This window comes from Clavibacter sp. MX14-G9D, from assembly GCF_032917815.1.
GTDB classification, from domain to species: domain Bacteria; phylum Actinomycetota; class Actinomycetes; order Actinomycetales; family Microbacteriaceae; genus Clavibacter; species Clavibacter michiganensis_K.
In genome coordinates, this window is record NZ_JAVCVL010000055.1 from 1 (window position 1) to 13,403 (window position 13,403).

The 13,403-nt window shown below is 72.8% G+C and carries 14 protein-coding genes and 1 tRNA gene; 12 read left to right on the forward strand and 3 right to left on the reverse strand.

Translation table 11 applies throughout. The features are described 5' to 3' along the window. Positions 1 to 422: hypothetical protein (locus tag Q6969_RS06880; protein WP_317229765.1), on the forward strand; the 422-nt coding region annotated here is incomplete at its 5' end. Next, complete coding sequence (locus Q6969_RS06885) at positions 419 to 787, forward strand: hypothetical protein (protein ID WP_317229766.1); 369 nt, start codon at positions 419 to 421, stop codon at positions 785 to 787. The genes Q6969_RS06880 and Q6969_RS06885, both read left to right, overlap by 4 nt. Before the next feature lie 43 nt (positions 788 to 830). Here the strand turns inward: Q6969_RS06885 and Q6969_RS06890 are convergent, their stop codons facing one another. Beyond that, a complete protein-coding gene (locus Q6969_RS06890; RefSeq protein ID WP_317229767.1) occupies positions 831 to 1,232 on the reverse strand; it encodes a hypothetical protein in 402 nt (133 codons plus the stop codon). 61 nt (positions 1,233 to 1,293) lie between these two features. On the opposite strand from Q6969_RS06890, the gene serA reads away from it, so the two are divergent. Then, positions 1,294 to 2,883 carry a phosphoglycerate dehydrogenase gene (gene serA, locus Q6969_RS06895; protein WP_317229768.1) on the forward strand — a complete coding sequence of 530 codons (1,590 nt, stop codon included), beginning with the start codon at positions 1,294 to 1,296 and terminating at the stop codon, positions 2,881 to 2,883. A 74-nt stretch (positions 2,884 to 2,957) separates the two neighbouring features. On the opposite strand, the gene Q6969_RS06900 is transcribed toward serA, so the two are convergent. Next, the gene (locus Q6969_RS06900) at positions 2,958 to 3,551 is read right to left on the reverse strand and encodes a TetR/AcrR family transcriptional regulator (protein ID WP_317229769.1); all 594 of its coding nucleotides are present in this window, start codon (positions 3,549 to 3,551) and stop codon (positions 2,958 to 2,960) included. Between the two features lie 121 nt (positions 3,552 to 3,672). Between Q6969_RS06900 and Q6969_RS06905 the strand changes: the two genes are divergently transcribed. Next, positions 3,673 to 5,220 carry an MFS transporter gene (locus Q6969_RS06905; protein WP_317229770.1) on the forward strand — a complete coding sequence of 516 codons (1,548 nt, stop codon included), beginning with the start codon at positions 3,673 to 3,675 and terminating at the stop codon, positions 5,218 to 5,220. A 108-nt stretch (positions 5,221 to 5,328) separates the two neighbouring features. On the opposite strand, the gene Q6969_RS06910 is transcribed toward Q6969_RS06905, so the two are convergent. After that, positions 5,329 to 5,583 carry a DUF6458 family protein gene (locus Q6969_RS06910; RefSeq protein WP_317229771.1) on the reverse strand — a complete coding sequence of 85 codons (255 nt, stop codon included), beginning with the start codon at positions 5,581 to 5,583 and terminating at the stop codon, positions 5,329 to 5,331. Between the two features lie 115 nt (positions 5,584 to 5,698). On the opposite strand from Q6969_RS06910, the gene Q6969_RS06915 reads away from it, so the two are divergent. The 8 genes from Q6969_RS06915 to Q6969_RS06950 all read left to right on the forward strand — a co-directional run bounded on the left by Q6969_RS06915 (position 5,699) and on the right by Q6969_RS06950 (position 13,234). After that, a complete protein-coding gene (locus Q6969_RS06915) occupies positions 5,699 to 6,766 on the forward strand; it encodes a 3-isopropylmalate dehydrogenase (RefSeq protein ID WP_317229772.1) in 1,068 nt (355 codons plus the stop codon). A gap of 8 nt (positions 6,767 to 6,774) precedes the next feature. Continuing rightward, positions 6,775 to 7,908, forward strand: a complete 1,134-nt coding sequence (locus tag Q6969_RS06920; RefSeq protein ID WP_317229773.1) for a branched-chain amino acid aminotransferase — start codon at positions 6,775 to 6,777, stop codon at positions 7,906 to 7,908. Positions 7,909 to 7,957: 49 nt separating this feature from the next. After that, on the forward strand, positions 7,958 to 8,731 hold the full coding sequence (locus Q6969_RS06925) for a fumarylacetoacetate hydrolase family protein (RefSeq protein WP_104343226.1): 774 nt from the start codon (positions 7,958 to 7,960) through the stop codon (positions 8,729 to 8,731). Positions 8,732 to 8,733: 2 nt separating this feature from the next. Then, positions 8,734 to 9,522 carry a hypothetical protein gene (locus Q6969_RS06930; protein WP_317229774.1) on the forward strand — a complete coding sequence of 263 codons (789 nt, stop codon included), beginning with the start codon at positions 8,734 to 8,736 and terminating at the stop codon, positions 9,520 to 9,522. A 13-nt stretch (positions 9,523 to 9,535) separates the two neighbouring features. Then, positions 9,536 to 11,056, forward strand: a complete 1,521-nt coding sequence (gene gltX, locus Q6969_RS06935) for a glutamate--tRNA ligase (protein WP_317229775.1) — start codon at positions 9,536 to 9,538, stop codon at positions 11,054 to 11,056. Next, positions 11,049 to 12,014, forward strand: a complete 966-nt coding sequence (locus Q6969_RS06940) for an NAD(P)/FAD-dependent oxidoreductase (RefSeq protein WP_317229776.1) — start codon at positions 11,049 to 11,051, stop codon at positions 12,012 to 12,014. Before gltX ends, Q6969_RS06940 begins: the two co-directional genes overlap by 8 nt. Positions 12,015 to 12,104: 90 nt before the next feature. Beyond that, positions 12,105 to 12,176, forward strand: a tRNA-Gln gene (locus tag Q6969_RS06945). Between the two features lie 245 nt (positions 12,177 to 12,421). After that, on the forward strand, positions 12,422 to 13,234 hold the full coding sequence (locus tag Q6969_RS06950; protein ID WP_317229777.1) for a GIY-YIG nuclease family protein: 813 nt from the start codon (positions 12,422 to 12,424) through the stop codon (positions 13,232 to 13,234). Positions 13,235 to 13,403 lie beyond the last annotated feature (169 nt).

Consider the following 13,403-nt stretch of genomic DNA (forward strand, 5'->3'; position numbering starts at 1 on the left):
GGGCCTCCGCGCTCGGCGCCACGGCCGCACGCCGGGCCGCTGCCACCGGATCCGCGGGCCGCGCCGACGAGGCCGACGCGGACGTCCCCGCCGCCCAGCTCGCCGAGCCGCGCGGGCGGTCGTCAGAGGAAGCCGCTCCCGAGGCGTCGCCCGAGGTCGTGGCGCTCGCGTTCTTCGGCGCCGTCGCGGTCCTCGAGGCCATCGCCTGGTTCTTCGTCGTGCGCGACAACCCGTCGAGCGCGGGCTCCGCGCTGCAGGTCGGCGTCGCTCAGGCGACCGAGGCCCTCACCGTGCTCGCGCCGCTCCTCTGGCTGACGGCCGTCGTCGTCGTCGCACGGGGCATGCGGACCGGCCGCCGCGCGCTCGTCCTCGCCGCCGGCGCGGTCGTCCTGTTCCCCTGGCCGTGGCTGGTGACCCGATGACCGCCGCGCCGTCCGCCGGGGACGCGTCCCCGGCGTCGCGCGGCACCCGTCGCCGGGGACGTCCCACGCGCGCGGGCTGGATCGTCGGCGTCCTCGGCGCGATCGCCCACGGGATCCTGGTGTGGCAGGCCGTCGACCAGTACACGGCCTTCCGCGACATCGCGACGGCGTTCGGGGGGACGCTCCGACCGGGCACCCTCGCGACGCTCGTCGGCGCGATCCTCGTCCCCGTGGTCGCGTACGCGCTCGCTGCCCGCGCCATGCGCGGCCGGCCCGTCGCCGCGCGCGTGCTGGTGATGCTCGCGGGCCTCGCCGCCGCGAGCGCGCTGACGGTGGGGCTCGCCGCCCTGCTCCCGCTCGTCTAGCGGCGGCGCGGAGCACGGGGGAGCGGTCCGCGGGCCGCGGCGGCTAGAGCGGCCAGCCGGCGAACAGCACGAGCGCGATGAGCGCCACCTGCGCCACGAGGCGCGGCACCAGCGGGATCGCGATGCGGCCGAAGCGCTCCGGGTGACGGGCGGCGTAGGCGTTCGCCGGGAACACGGCGACGAGGAACACGGCCAGCGCGATGCCCGCCGCGAGGCGCACCGGCTCCACGAGGAGGCCCACGCCGCCCGCGATCTCGCAGAGCCCCGTGAACCGGACGAGCGCGAGCGGCGAGGGCATGCCCCGGCGGCGGAACGCCGGTGGGATGATCGCGGCCATGCCCCGGGCGGCCCCCGGCGCGAAGTGGGCGAGGCCCATCCCGACGAAGGCGAGGGCCAGCAGGATCCGCACGCCGAGCTGGATCGCGTCCCACGTCACATCGCTCATCGGCCCATTCTGGGGCCACTAGCATGTGAGGGTCCCAGCCGCCCCGCCCGAAGGACCGCTCTTGACCAAGCCCGTCGTCGTGATCGCCGAAGAACTCTCGCCCGCCACCGTCGACGCCCTCGGGCCCGACTTCGACGTCCGATCCGTGGACGGCACCGACCGCCCGGCGCTGCTCGCGGCGCTCGCGGAGGCCGACGCGGTCCTCGTCCGCTCCGCCACCCGCATCGACGCGGAGGCCATCGCGGCCGCGCCGCGCCTCCAGGTCGTCGCCCGCGCGGGCGTGGGCCTCGACAACGTCGACATCAAGGCCGCCACCACGGCGGGCGTCATGGTCGTGAACGCGCCCACGTCGAACGTCATCTCCGCCGCCGAGCTCGCCATCGGCCACATCCTCTCGCTCGCCCGCTTCATCCCGGACGCGAGCGCGTCGCTCAAGCAGGGCCTCTGGAAGCGCTCCTCGTTCACGGGCGTCGAGCTGTACGAGAAGACCATCGGCATCGTCGGCCTCGGCCGCATCGGCACCCTGGTCGCGCAGCGGCTCGCGGGCTTCGGCGCCACGCTGGTGGCCTACGACCCCTACGTCACCCCGGCCCGCGCCCAGCAGCTCGGGGTGCAGCTCCTCCCGCTCGACGAGCTGATGCGCGTCGCCGACTTCATCACCATCCACATCCCCAAGACGCCCGACACCACGGGCCTCATCTCCACGGAGCAGTTCGCGCTCGCGAAGCCGAGCCTGCGCATCGTGAACGCGAGCCGCGGCGGCATCATCGACGAGGACGCGCTCTACACCGCCCTCAAGTCGAAGCGGATCGCGGGCGCGGGCCTCGACGTGTTCGTCAGCGAGCCGCCCACCGGGTCGCCGCTGCTGGAGCTCGACAACATCATCGTCACGCCGCACCTCGGCGCCTCGACCGACGAGGCCCAGGAGAAGGCGGGCGTCTCGGTCGCCAAGAGCGTGCGCCTCGCCCTCGGCGGCGAGCTCGTGCCCGACGCGGTGAACGTCGCCGGCGGCGTCATCGACCCGTACGTGCGCCCCGGCATCCCGCTCATGGAGAAGCTCGGGCAGGTGTTCTCGGGCCTCGCGCACGAGGCGCTCACCAGCATCGACGTGGTCGTCCGCGGCGAGCTCGCCGGGTACGACGTCAGCGTGCTGAAGCTCGCGGCGCTCAAGGGCGTCTTCACGAACGTGGTGAGCGAGAACGTCTCCTACGTCAACGCGCCGCTCCTCGCGGAGCAGCGCGGCCTCGAGGTGCGGCTCATCACCGACGCCGTGTCGGAGGAGTACCGCAACGTCCTCAGCATCCGCGGCGCGCTCTCCGACGGCACCCAGGTGTCGGTCTCGGGCACGCTCACCGGCACCAAGCAGATCGAGAAGCTCGTCGAGATCGACGGCTACGACGTCGAGGTGCCGTTCAGCCGCCACCTCATCGTCATGAAGTACGAGGACCGGCCCGGCATCGTCGCGGTCTACGGCAAGGAGTTCGGCGACGCCGAGGTCAACATCGCGGGCATGCAGATCGCCCGCCAGGAGGCCGGCGGCCGTGCGCTCAGCGTCCTGAGCGTCGACTCGCCCGTCCCCGACGGCGTGCTCGAGAACGTGCGGACGGCCATCCAGGCCACCTCCCTGCGCGAGATCGACATCGCCGACTGACCGTCGGGCACCATCCGCGAGGGCGGTCGCCGCGGCGGCCGCCCTCGCGCGTGCGCGGGGGGTCTGCCGTGCGGTCAGGAGTCCGCGGAGCGGAGCCGCACGAGGTCGGCGACCACGCGGATGAGCGCGTCGAGCGCGTCGTCCGCGGGAGCGGAGCCGCCGAGCCACGGCTGCAGCGCGCTGTTGTAGTACAGGCCGTCGCCGATGAGCAGCACGGCGCGGGCCACGGCCGGGTCCCCGACGGCCTCGAGGATCACGGCGGCCCACTGCTCCTGCAGGTGCGTGAGCGTGTCGCGCGCGCGGGGGTGGTTGCCCTGGGCGAGCCGCGAGGTGGCGACGTACGCGCGGTCGAACGGCGTCGCGGTGGAGAGCGACCCGCGGATCCAGCGGTCGACCGGCCCGCGCTCGGCCTGCCGGAGCCGCTCCACGTCCTCGCGGGCGAGGGCCGCCATGCGCTCGAGCAGGCCCTCGACGAGGGCGTCCTTGCCGCCGAAGTGGTAGAGGAGCCCGCCCTTGGAGACGCCGGCGGCGGAGGCGACGGCCTCGAGGGTCGTGCCCCGCTCGCCCTGCTGCACGAGCAGCTCCTCGAAGGCGTCCAGGATGCGGTCGCGCGCGGAGCCGGCCGACGACCCGGCGGTCGCGGGATCCTCGGGCGGAGTGGGGGGCATGCACCCAGCGTAGCGGGGGGTTGCCGACTGTACCGACCGGACGGTACAGTGATCCCGGCCGTCCCCACGGCCCCGTCCGCGCGCCTCGCGCCGTCGCCTCCCGACGTCAGGAAGCCCCGTCATGTCCACCCCCCGCACCGCATCCGTCCCCACGACCGCCCCCGCCGCCGGCGGCCGGGCCGGGACCCGGCAGTGGGCCGCGCTCGTGGTCCTCATGCTCCCGGTGCTGCTCGTCTCCATCGACAACACGGTCCTGAGCTTCGCCATGCCGTCCATCGCCCGCGACCTCGAGCCGTCCGGGGCCGCGCAGCTCTGGATCATCGACGCGTACCCCCTCGTGCTCGCCGGGCTCCTGGTCGCCATGGGCAACATGGGCGACCGCTACGGCCGGCGCCGCCTGCTGATGATCGGCGCCGCGGGGTTCGGCCTGGTCTCGGCGCTCGCGGCGTTCGCCACCGACGCGTCCCAGCTCATCGCCGCGCGCGCGGCGCTCGGCTTCTTCGGCGCGATGCTCATGCCCTCCACGCTGTCGCTCCTGCGCTCGATCTTCACCGACCGCAAGCAGCGCCGCCTCGCCATCGCGATCTGGGCGTCCGGCTTCTCGGGCGGCTCCGCGCTCGGCCCCCTCGTGGGCGGCGTGCTGCTCGAGCACTTCTGGTGGGGCTCGGTGTTCCTCGTCGCCGTGCCCGTCCTGCTGCCCCTGCTGATCCTCACGCCGATCCTCGTGCCCGAGTCGAAGGACCCCGCGCCCGGCCCCATCGACGCGGTCGCGATCCTGCTGTCGCTCGCCACGGTCGCGCCCATCGTCTACTCCATCAAGACCTTCGCCACCGAGGGCGTCACGCCGCTGGCGATCGCCGCTCCCGTCGTCGGGGTGCTCGCGGGCATCCTGTTCGTGCGCCGCATGTCGCGGGCCCGGAACCCCATGCTCGACGTGGCGCTGTTCCGCGAGCCCGTCTTCACGGGCGCCGTGCTCGTCAACCTGCTGAGCGTCGTGTCGCTCGTCGGCTTCCTCTTCTTCGTGACGCAGCACCTGCAGCTCGTCGCGGGGCTCGATCCGCTGGCCGCCGGGTTCGCGCTGATCCCGGGATCCGTCGTGGTCATCGTCTCCGGGCTCGTGATCGTGCCGATCGTGGCGCGCGCCCGTCCGTCCCGGGTGGTGGCGATCGCGCTGTCGCTCTCGGCCGTCGCCTACGTCATCCTCGCCGTCACGGGCAGGGGCGCATCCGTCGGGCTCCTGGTCGTCGCGTTCTGCCTGCTGGGCGCGGGCATCGGGGCGTCGCAGACCATCTCCAACGACCTGATCATCGCGGCGGTCCCGCCCGCCAAGGCCGGCGCGGCCTCCGCGGTGTCGGAGACGGCCTACGAGGTCGGCGCGGTGCTCGGCACAGCCGTGCTGGGCAGCATCCTCACGGCGACCTACCGCACCGGGCTCGTCCTGCCGGCGGGGCTCTCGGACGGCGACGCCGTCGCGGCGCGCGAGACCCTCGGGGGAGCGGTGTCGGTCGCCGAGCGCGTGCCCGCGGACATGGGCGCGGCGCTCCTCGAGTCGGCGCACACCGCGTTCGACGGGGGAGTGGTGACGACGTCGATCATCGGCGCGGCGCTCATGGTCGGCGCGATCGTCCTGTCGCTCACGAGCCTCCGTCGGGCCAGCTCCCACGACTGATCCCGGCGTCCGCCCCGTCGCGGGATGAGGCGGCCCACGGCGGCCGGACGCGCATCGGGCCCGTCACCTCGCGAGGTGACGGGCCCGATGCGGACTCAGGTGGCGGGGTCAGACGAGGTTGTCGTCCGAGCGCTCGCTGCGCGTGATGCGCTGCCCGGTGGCCGGGTCGATGCGCGTGCGCGTCTCGCTCACGGCCGTGCGGCGGCGGGCGAGGAGCGCGACGCCGATGATGATGACCAGCGCGCCGCCGCCCATCAGGATGTAGCCGACCAGCTGCAGGTCGACGCCGGGGACGGTGAGGTCGACGGCGAACGCGAGGATCGCGCCGACGACCACGAGGAAGATGCCGAGGCCGATGCTCATGGGAGTGCTCCTTGTGTCAGGCCCGTCGGGTCGTCGGACGGGTCAACCGTAGCGCGCGGGTGTCCGCGACGGACGGGTAACCTGGCCCGACACCCCACGAGCTCCGGGAGGATCCATGCCCCGCACCATCTCGCTCGCCGTCGTCCCCGGGGACGGCATCGGCCCGGAGGTCGTCCACGAGGCCCTGCGCGTGCTCCGCGAGGCGGTCCCCGCGGACGTCGCGCTCGACACCGTGCAGTACCCCTTCGGCGCGGGGCACTACCTCGAGACCGGCGAGATCCTCACGGACGCCGACCTGGCCGCGCTCGCCCAGCACGACGCGATCCTGCTCGGCGCGGTGGGCGGCGACCCCCGCGACGCCCGGCTCGCGGGCGGCATCATCGAGCGCGGGCTGCTGCTGCGGCTCCGCTTCGCGTTCGACCACTACGTCAACCTGCGGCCCACGACCCTGCTGCCCGGCGTGGTCTCACCGCTGGCCGCGCCCGGCGAGGTCGACTTCGTCGTCGTGCGCGAGGGCACCGAGGGGCCGTACGCCGGCAACGGCGGCGCGCTCCGCCGCGGGACCGAGCACGAGATCGCGACCGAGGTCTCCGTCAACACGGCCCACGGCGTCGATCGCACGGTCCGCTTCGCGTTCGAGCTCGCCGAGAAGCGGGCCCGCAAGCGCGTCACCCTCGTGCACAAGACCAACGTGCTCACCTTCGCCGGATCGCTCTGGCAGCGCACCGTCGACCGCGTGGCGGCCGAGCACCCGGGCGTCGAGGTCGACTACCTGCACGTCGACGCCACCATGATCTTCCTGGTCACCGACCCGTCGCGCTTCGACGTGATCGTCTCCGACAACCTGTTCGGGGACATCATCACCGACCTCGCGGCCGCCATCAGCGGCGGGATCGGGCTCGCCGCCTCCGGGAACGTGAACCCCACGGGCGCGTTCCCGAGCATGTTCGAGCCGGTCCACGGGTCCGCGCCCGACATCGCGGGCCAGCAGAAGGCCGACCCGACCGCGGCGATCCTCTCGGTCGCGCTCCTCCTCGACCACCTCGGCCTGCCCGAGGCCGCCGCCCGCGTCACGGAGGCCGTCTCCGCCGACCTGGCCGCGCGCGCCGCGGGCGACCCGGCACCCCGATCCACCGCGGAGGTCGGCGACGCCGTCATCCGCTCGCTCTCGACGAACCGCTGAAGGACCCCATGAGCACCACCACCGGCACCGCCGCCCACGAGGACACGGCCACCGCGTTCCCCCTCTCCTTCGACCGGACCCCGTCGGAGAGCGCCCGCGCCGACGCCGAGCGGGAGGCCATCCTCGCCGACCCCGGCTTCGGCAAGCACTTCACGGACCACATGGTCCACATCGACTGGACCGTCGACGCCGGCTGGCACGACGCCCGCGTGGTCCCGTACGGACCGCTGCAGCTGGATCCCGCCGCGAGCGTCCTCCACTACGCCCAGGAGATCTTCGAGGGCATGAAGGCGTACGCGCACGCCGACGGCTCCGTCTGGACGTTCCGGCCCGAGCGCAACGCCGCCCGCCTCCAGCGCTCCGCCCGGCGCATGGCGCTGCCGGAGCTCTCCACCGAGGACTTCATCGAGTCGGTCCGGCAGCTGGTGCGCACGGACGTCGACTGGGTGCCGCGCGCCGCCGAGCAGAGCCTGTACCTGCGCCCGTTCATGATCGCCAACGAGAGCTTCCTCGGGGTCCGCTCGGCGCAGCGCGTCGGCTACTACGTGATCGCGAGCCCCGCGGGCGCCTACTTCACGGGCGGCGTGGCGCCCGTCTCCATCTGGCTCTCCACGCGGTACTCCCGCGCGGGCAAGGGCGGCACGGGGGCGGCGAAGACCGGCGGCAACTACGCCGCGTCCCTCCTCCCGCAGGCCGAGGCCGCGTCGCACGGCTGCGCGCAGGTGCTCTTCCTCGACTCCGAGGAGGGCCGGTACCTCGAGGAGCTCGGCGGCATGAACATCGTGCTCGTCTACCGCGACGGCCGCATCGTCACGCCGGACTCGGAGAGCATCCTCGAGGGCATCACGCGCGACTCCATCCTCCAGCTCGCGCGCGACCGCGGCCTCACGGTCGAGAAGCGGCGCGTGGAGCTCTCCGAGTGGGTCGAGGGCGTCGAGTCGGGGGAGATCACCGAGGTCTTCGCCTGCGGCACCGCGGCGGTCATCACGCCCATCGGGCGCCTGATGGGCGAGGGCCTCTCGGTCGGCGACCCGGACGCGCCCGCGGGCGAGCTCACGATGTCGCTCCGCCAGGAGCTGACGGACATCCAGTACGGCCGCGTCCCGGACCGCCACGGGTGGCTCACGCGCCTGGACGCGTAGCGGCCGGATCCGAGCGGGGCGCGGTCGTCGGGCGGCTAGGGTCGAGAGCGTGAAGATCGCGCGATTCAGCACCGGCACCGACCCCCGCTTCGGCATCCTCGACGAGGAGGAGGACCACCTCGTCGTCCTCACCGGGGATCCCATGTTCAGCGGCTACCAGACCACCGGGGAGCGCGTGCCGCTGGCCGACGCGCGACTCCTCGCCCCCGTCATCCCGCGCTCCAAGGTCGTCGCGGTCGGCCGCAACTACCGGGCGCACGCCGCCGAGCACGGCAGCGAGGCGCCCACCACGCCGCTCATCTTCCTGAAGCCGAACACCTCCGTCGTCGGGCCCGACGACGTGATCCGCCTCCCCGCCGACAGCGAGCGCGTCGAGCACGAGGGCGAGCTCGCGGTGGTCATCGGGCGCATCACGCGAGACGTGTCCGTGGAGGACGCGCACCGCTCGATCTTCGGCTTCACCATCGGCAACGACGTGACCGCGCGCGACATCCAGCACTCCGAGAGCCAGTGGGCGCGGGCCAAGGGGTACGACACCTTCTGCCCGCTCGGGCCGGTCATCGAGACGGAGGGCTCGTTCGCGGACGCGCTCATCGAGACGCGCGTCGACGGCGAGCTCCGGCAGTCGGGCCGCACCAGCGAGATGGTGCACACCGTCCCCGAGCTCATCGCCTTCGCGTCGCGCGTCTGGACCCTGCTGCCCGGCGACGTGATCCTCACGGGCACGCCCGCGGGGGTCGGCCCGTTCACCGACGGCCAGGTCGTCGAGGTCTCCATCGAGGGCATCGGCACGCTCTCCAACCCCGCGCGCGCCCGCGCCTGACCGTGCTCCGCCCCGGCCGTCCCGCGCGCCTCGCGCTGGCGGCCGTCGCGGTCGCGGTCCTCTCGGGGTGCGTGTACGACGTGTCCGACTACGGGCTGGAGACGCCGGATGCGGGGGTGGACGGGTCGCCGTCGGCCACGCCGACCGTGGCGTCGCCGCCTCCCGTCGACCTGCCCGCGGGCTGCACCCCGGCCGACCTCGCGATCGACTGGGCGCAGCCGGCGGCCGGACCGGTCGCCGAGCTGCTCGCCGTGCGCGTGATGGCGGTGCGGCTCCCGAGCACGGGGGAGCAGCCGGGCCTCGGGTCGACCATCCAGCGCGTGACCCGGGACGACACCCTCCTCGTGCCGCCGCTCGCCCTGGCGGTCGACGGGACGGGCGTCGGGTCCGCGGAGGTCGTCGACCCCCTGACCCCGGCGGCGGCCTGGTCGTCGCTTCTGCGCGACGACCTGCGCGAGCGCGACCTCGTGGGGCGGCGGTTCGGCGGCGACCTGCAGATCTCGTCGTTCGACCCGGTGCTGGACCGCCCGGCGCGGTACGTCCTCGGGTACCTGGGCTCCACCCTGTCCGCCCGCTTCACCGTGACGGGCTGCGACGGGACGTTCCGGTCGAGCGGGTCGCTCACCGGCACCGATCCGACGCGCTCCGCGGGCACCGTCCTCCTCGAGTGCGGGATCCCGCCCGGTGACCAGTACGACCGGTGGGACCTGCTCGAGCCGTACTGCGCGGAGGGGTCGCCCGCCGCCGACGGAGCGCCCGGCACCGACGGGGAGCCCCAGCCCGAGCCCTAGGATCGGAGGCAGGATGACTGAGACAACCGCGCACCCCGTGACCACCGCTTCCGGGACCGACGTCCGCGTCCGGTTCTGCCCGTCCCCGACCGGGACCCCGCACGTCGGGCTCGTCCGCACGGCGCTCTTCAACTGGGCGTACGCGCGCCACACGGGCGGCAAGCTCGTCTTCCGCGTGGAGGACACCGACGCCGCGCGCGACAGCGAGGAGAGCTACGGGCAGCTCATCGAGGCGCTCCGCTGGCTCGAGATCGACTGGGACGAGGGCGAGGGCGTCGGCGGACCGCACGCGCCGTACCGCCAGTCGCAGCGCACCGACCTGTACCTCGACGTGATCGCGCGCCTGACGGCGTCCGGCCACCTCTACGAGAGCTACGCGACGGCGGAGGAGATCGAGGCGCGGAACCGGGCCGCCGGCCGTGACCCGAAGATGGGCTACGACAACTTCGAGCGCGACCTCTCGGAGGCCGAGCGCCAGGCCTTCCGGGACGAGGGCCGCTCGCCCGCGCTCCGCCTCCGCGTGCCGGACACCGACCTCTCGTTCGACGACCTCGTGCGCGGCACCGTCACGTTCCCGGCCGGGTCGTTCCCCGACTTCGTGCTCGTGCGCCCCAACGGCGCGCCGCTCTACACGCTGGTGAACCCGGTGGACGACGCGCTCATGGGCATCACGCACGTGCTCCGCGGCGAGGACCTCCTCTCCTCCACGCCCCGCCAGATCGCGCTGTACCACGCGCTCATCGACATCGGCGTGGCCGACGCCATCCCGCGCTTCGGGCACCTGCCCTACGTGATGGGGGAGGGCAACAAGAAGCTCTCCAAGCGCGACGCCGACGCGAACCTGTTCCACCACCGGGACCGCGGCTTCATCCCCGAGGGCCTCATCAACTACCTCGCGCTCCTCGGCTGGTCGCTCACCCACGACCGCGACGTCTTCTCCCGCATGGAGATGGTGACCGCGTTCGACGTCGCCGACGTGACGCCCGCCCCCGCCCGCTTCGACCTGAAGAAGGCGGAGTCGCTGAACGGCGACCACATCCGCCTGCTCGCGCTCGACGACTTCGCCGGACGCCTCGTGCCGTACCTGCAGGCCGCGGGCGTCGTCGGCGCCGAGCTCACGCACGAGGAGCGGCGCATGCTCGACGCGGCGGCGCCCCTGGTGCAGGAGCGCATGCAGCTGCTCGGCGAGGCGCCCGACCTCCTCTCGTTCCTCTTCACCACGGCCGACGCGCTGCCGTACGACGACGCGGCCGTCCAGGCGCTCAAGGACGACGCGGGCGAGGTGCTCGCGGCCTCACGCGGCGCGCTCGAGGGCGTGCCGCACACGGAGTGGGACATCGACCTCGTGCAGCAGGTGCTGCAGAACACGCTCATCACCGGCATGGGGATGAAGCCGCGCCTCGCGTACGGGCCGCTCCGCGTCGCCGTGTCGGGTCGCCGCATCTCGCCGCCGCTGTTCGAGTCGATGGTGCTGCTCGGCAAGGACGAGACCATCGCGCGCCTCGACCGCCTCGCGGGGATGCTCGGTGCCTGACGTACCGGCGTCCGCCGCCTCGGCCGCGGGATCCACCGCGACCGGCGACTCCTACGACGTCGTCGTCATCGGCGCGGGCCCCGCGGGCCTGTCCGCCGCGCTGAACCTCGTGCGCGCCCGTCGGCGCACCCTCGTGCTCGACAGCAGCCGCCCGCGGAACGCCGCCACGCTCATGTCGCACGGCTTCCTCACCCGCGACGGGATCTCGCCGCTGGAGCTCCGCAAGCTCGGCCAGGTCGAGGTGGAGGCGTACGACGAGGGCGAGTTCCAGCTCGCGGTCGTGCAGTCCGCGGAGCCCGCCGAGGGCGGCTTCACGATCCGCGCCAAGGGCGTCCGCCGCGCACCCGACCGCGTGGTGCACGCGACGCGGATCCTCATCGCCACGGGCCTCGTGGAGACGCTGCCCGACCTGCCGAGCATCCGCGCGTACTACGGCACCGCCGTGCACAGCTGCATGGAGTGCGACGGCTACGAGAAGCGCGACGAGCCGCTCGCCCTCATCGGCGAGACCGACGACCTCGTGGACCGCGCGCTGCTGCTCTCGCAGTGGTCGCGGGACATCATCGTATTCACGAACGGCGTGGCGCACGTCGACGAGGCGGGGGAGCGCCTGCTCGGCTCGCTCGGGATCCGCGTCGACCGCCGGCCCGTCGCCGACATCGAGGGCGAGCGCGCCGCCGTCACGGGCATCCGGATGCAGGACGGCTCCGTCGTCCCCCGCACGGGCGCGTTCGTGCGCCCCCGCTACTCGACCGCGCTCGACTTCCTGTCGGGGCTCGACCTCGACACCGACGACGACGGCCACATCGCCGTCGACGCGGAGGGCCGCACGTCGCACGCCGGGGTCTACGCGGCGGGCGACAGCTCGCAGCCGGGCCCGCAGCAGCTGATCATCGCGGCCGGCTTCGGCGCGCGCGCGGCCAGCGCGATCAACCGCGACCTGCTGCCGCGGGTCTGACACGCGGGGAGCCCGCGGGGGCCGCCTCGGTTTGGCGCGCATCCGGCCCATGGGCTACACTCGACGAGGCCCGATCGCGCATCGGGGCCTTGGGGTATGGTGTAATTGGCAACACGGAAGATTCTGATTCTTTTGTTCTTGGTTCGAGTCCAGGTACCCCAGCACTGCAGTAGTAGGAAATGACAGGCCCGGTCATCCGGGCCTTTTCCTTTTCCCTCTACCCGTGCTTCGATGTGCAAGACCGCATCTCGCTGAGGGTCTCGGAACTGACGGACGAGTCGACCGCGCCTGCTTCGGAAGCCGCACGCCATGCGATGGGTCGCGGGGGAGTGACGCGATATCCGACTGCGAGGTCGGGTCGGAATTCCGACTCGTAGTCTCCAAGTGATACGAGATGAGGACCACACATGGCGTTGACGCTCGAACCTCTCATGGTCGACGCGGGGATTTACATCCCGGACGCGCTGGTGATCAGACACGCCTACGTCCGTCAACACGACGAGAGCGGCCTCAAAGGCATTCACGCCGACTCGACGGATTCCGAGATCCTGGAGTACACCCGGACTCAATCCGCGGATGTGCAGCGGTTCCCGAGGACACCGCCGCGGTTCTGGATCGTGTTCATCCGCGAAGGCGGCGATCGTGCTCGGCTCTGGGCCGTCGTAGAAAACCGGGGCGAGATGTCCGACGACGGCACTCTCCGTCTGTTCGACACGGTCGTGTCCGACCACATGGCGGACCTCCGCGAGCGGCTGGTGATCGGCTGGCGGTCTCCTCGCTCGTGGTGGATGCGAGCGCTCACCGCGGCGACGTACCCGGTCGTGGGGATTGAGGACGCCCAGCCGGTGCCGTTCCCCGGGTTCGATCGCCTCGTCGTCGACTACGCACAGCTGCAGGCGGTGATGCAGGAGCAGCGCTATGCGTCGTGGCGGACGGCGCTTGCTTCCGTGGTCGGCATCTACCTCATCACCGATACCCGCGATGGTCGCCACTACGTGGGGAAGGCGGATGGCGAAGAGAACATCCGTCAGCGCTGGCATGTGTACGCCGTCAACGGGCACGGCGGGAACGTCGAGTTGCGGGGGCTGGATCCGTCGAGCTTCCGGTACTCACTCCTGCGCGTCTTCGGCCCCTCCACTCCGACGACCGTAATCGACGCTGCAGAGAGCCATTTCAAGTTCGCGCTGGACAGTAGGCGACACGGGCTCAATCGCAATTGAGCATGGAGAGTGGACGCACGACGGCCCCGCCCGAGCATCTGCTCGAGCGGGGCCGTCGTCGTGCTCAGGTGGTGCGGATCAGGCGAGGCGGCCCTTCGGGGAGCTCTCGCTGGTCTTCGACGGGTCCTTCTCGACGATGTCGCCGAGGGCGTCGTCGATGCGGGTCAGC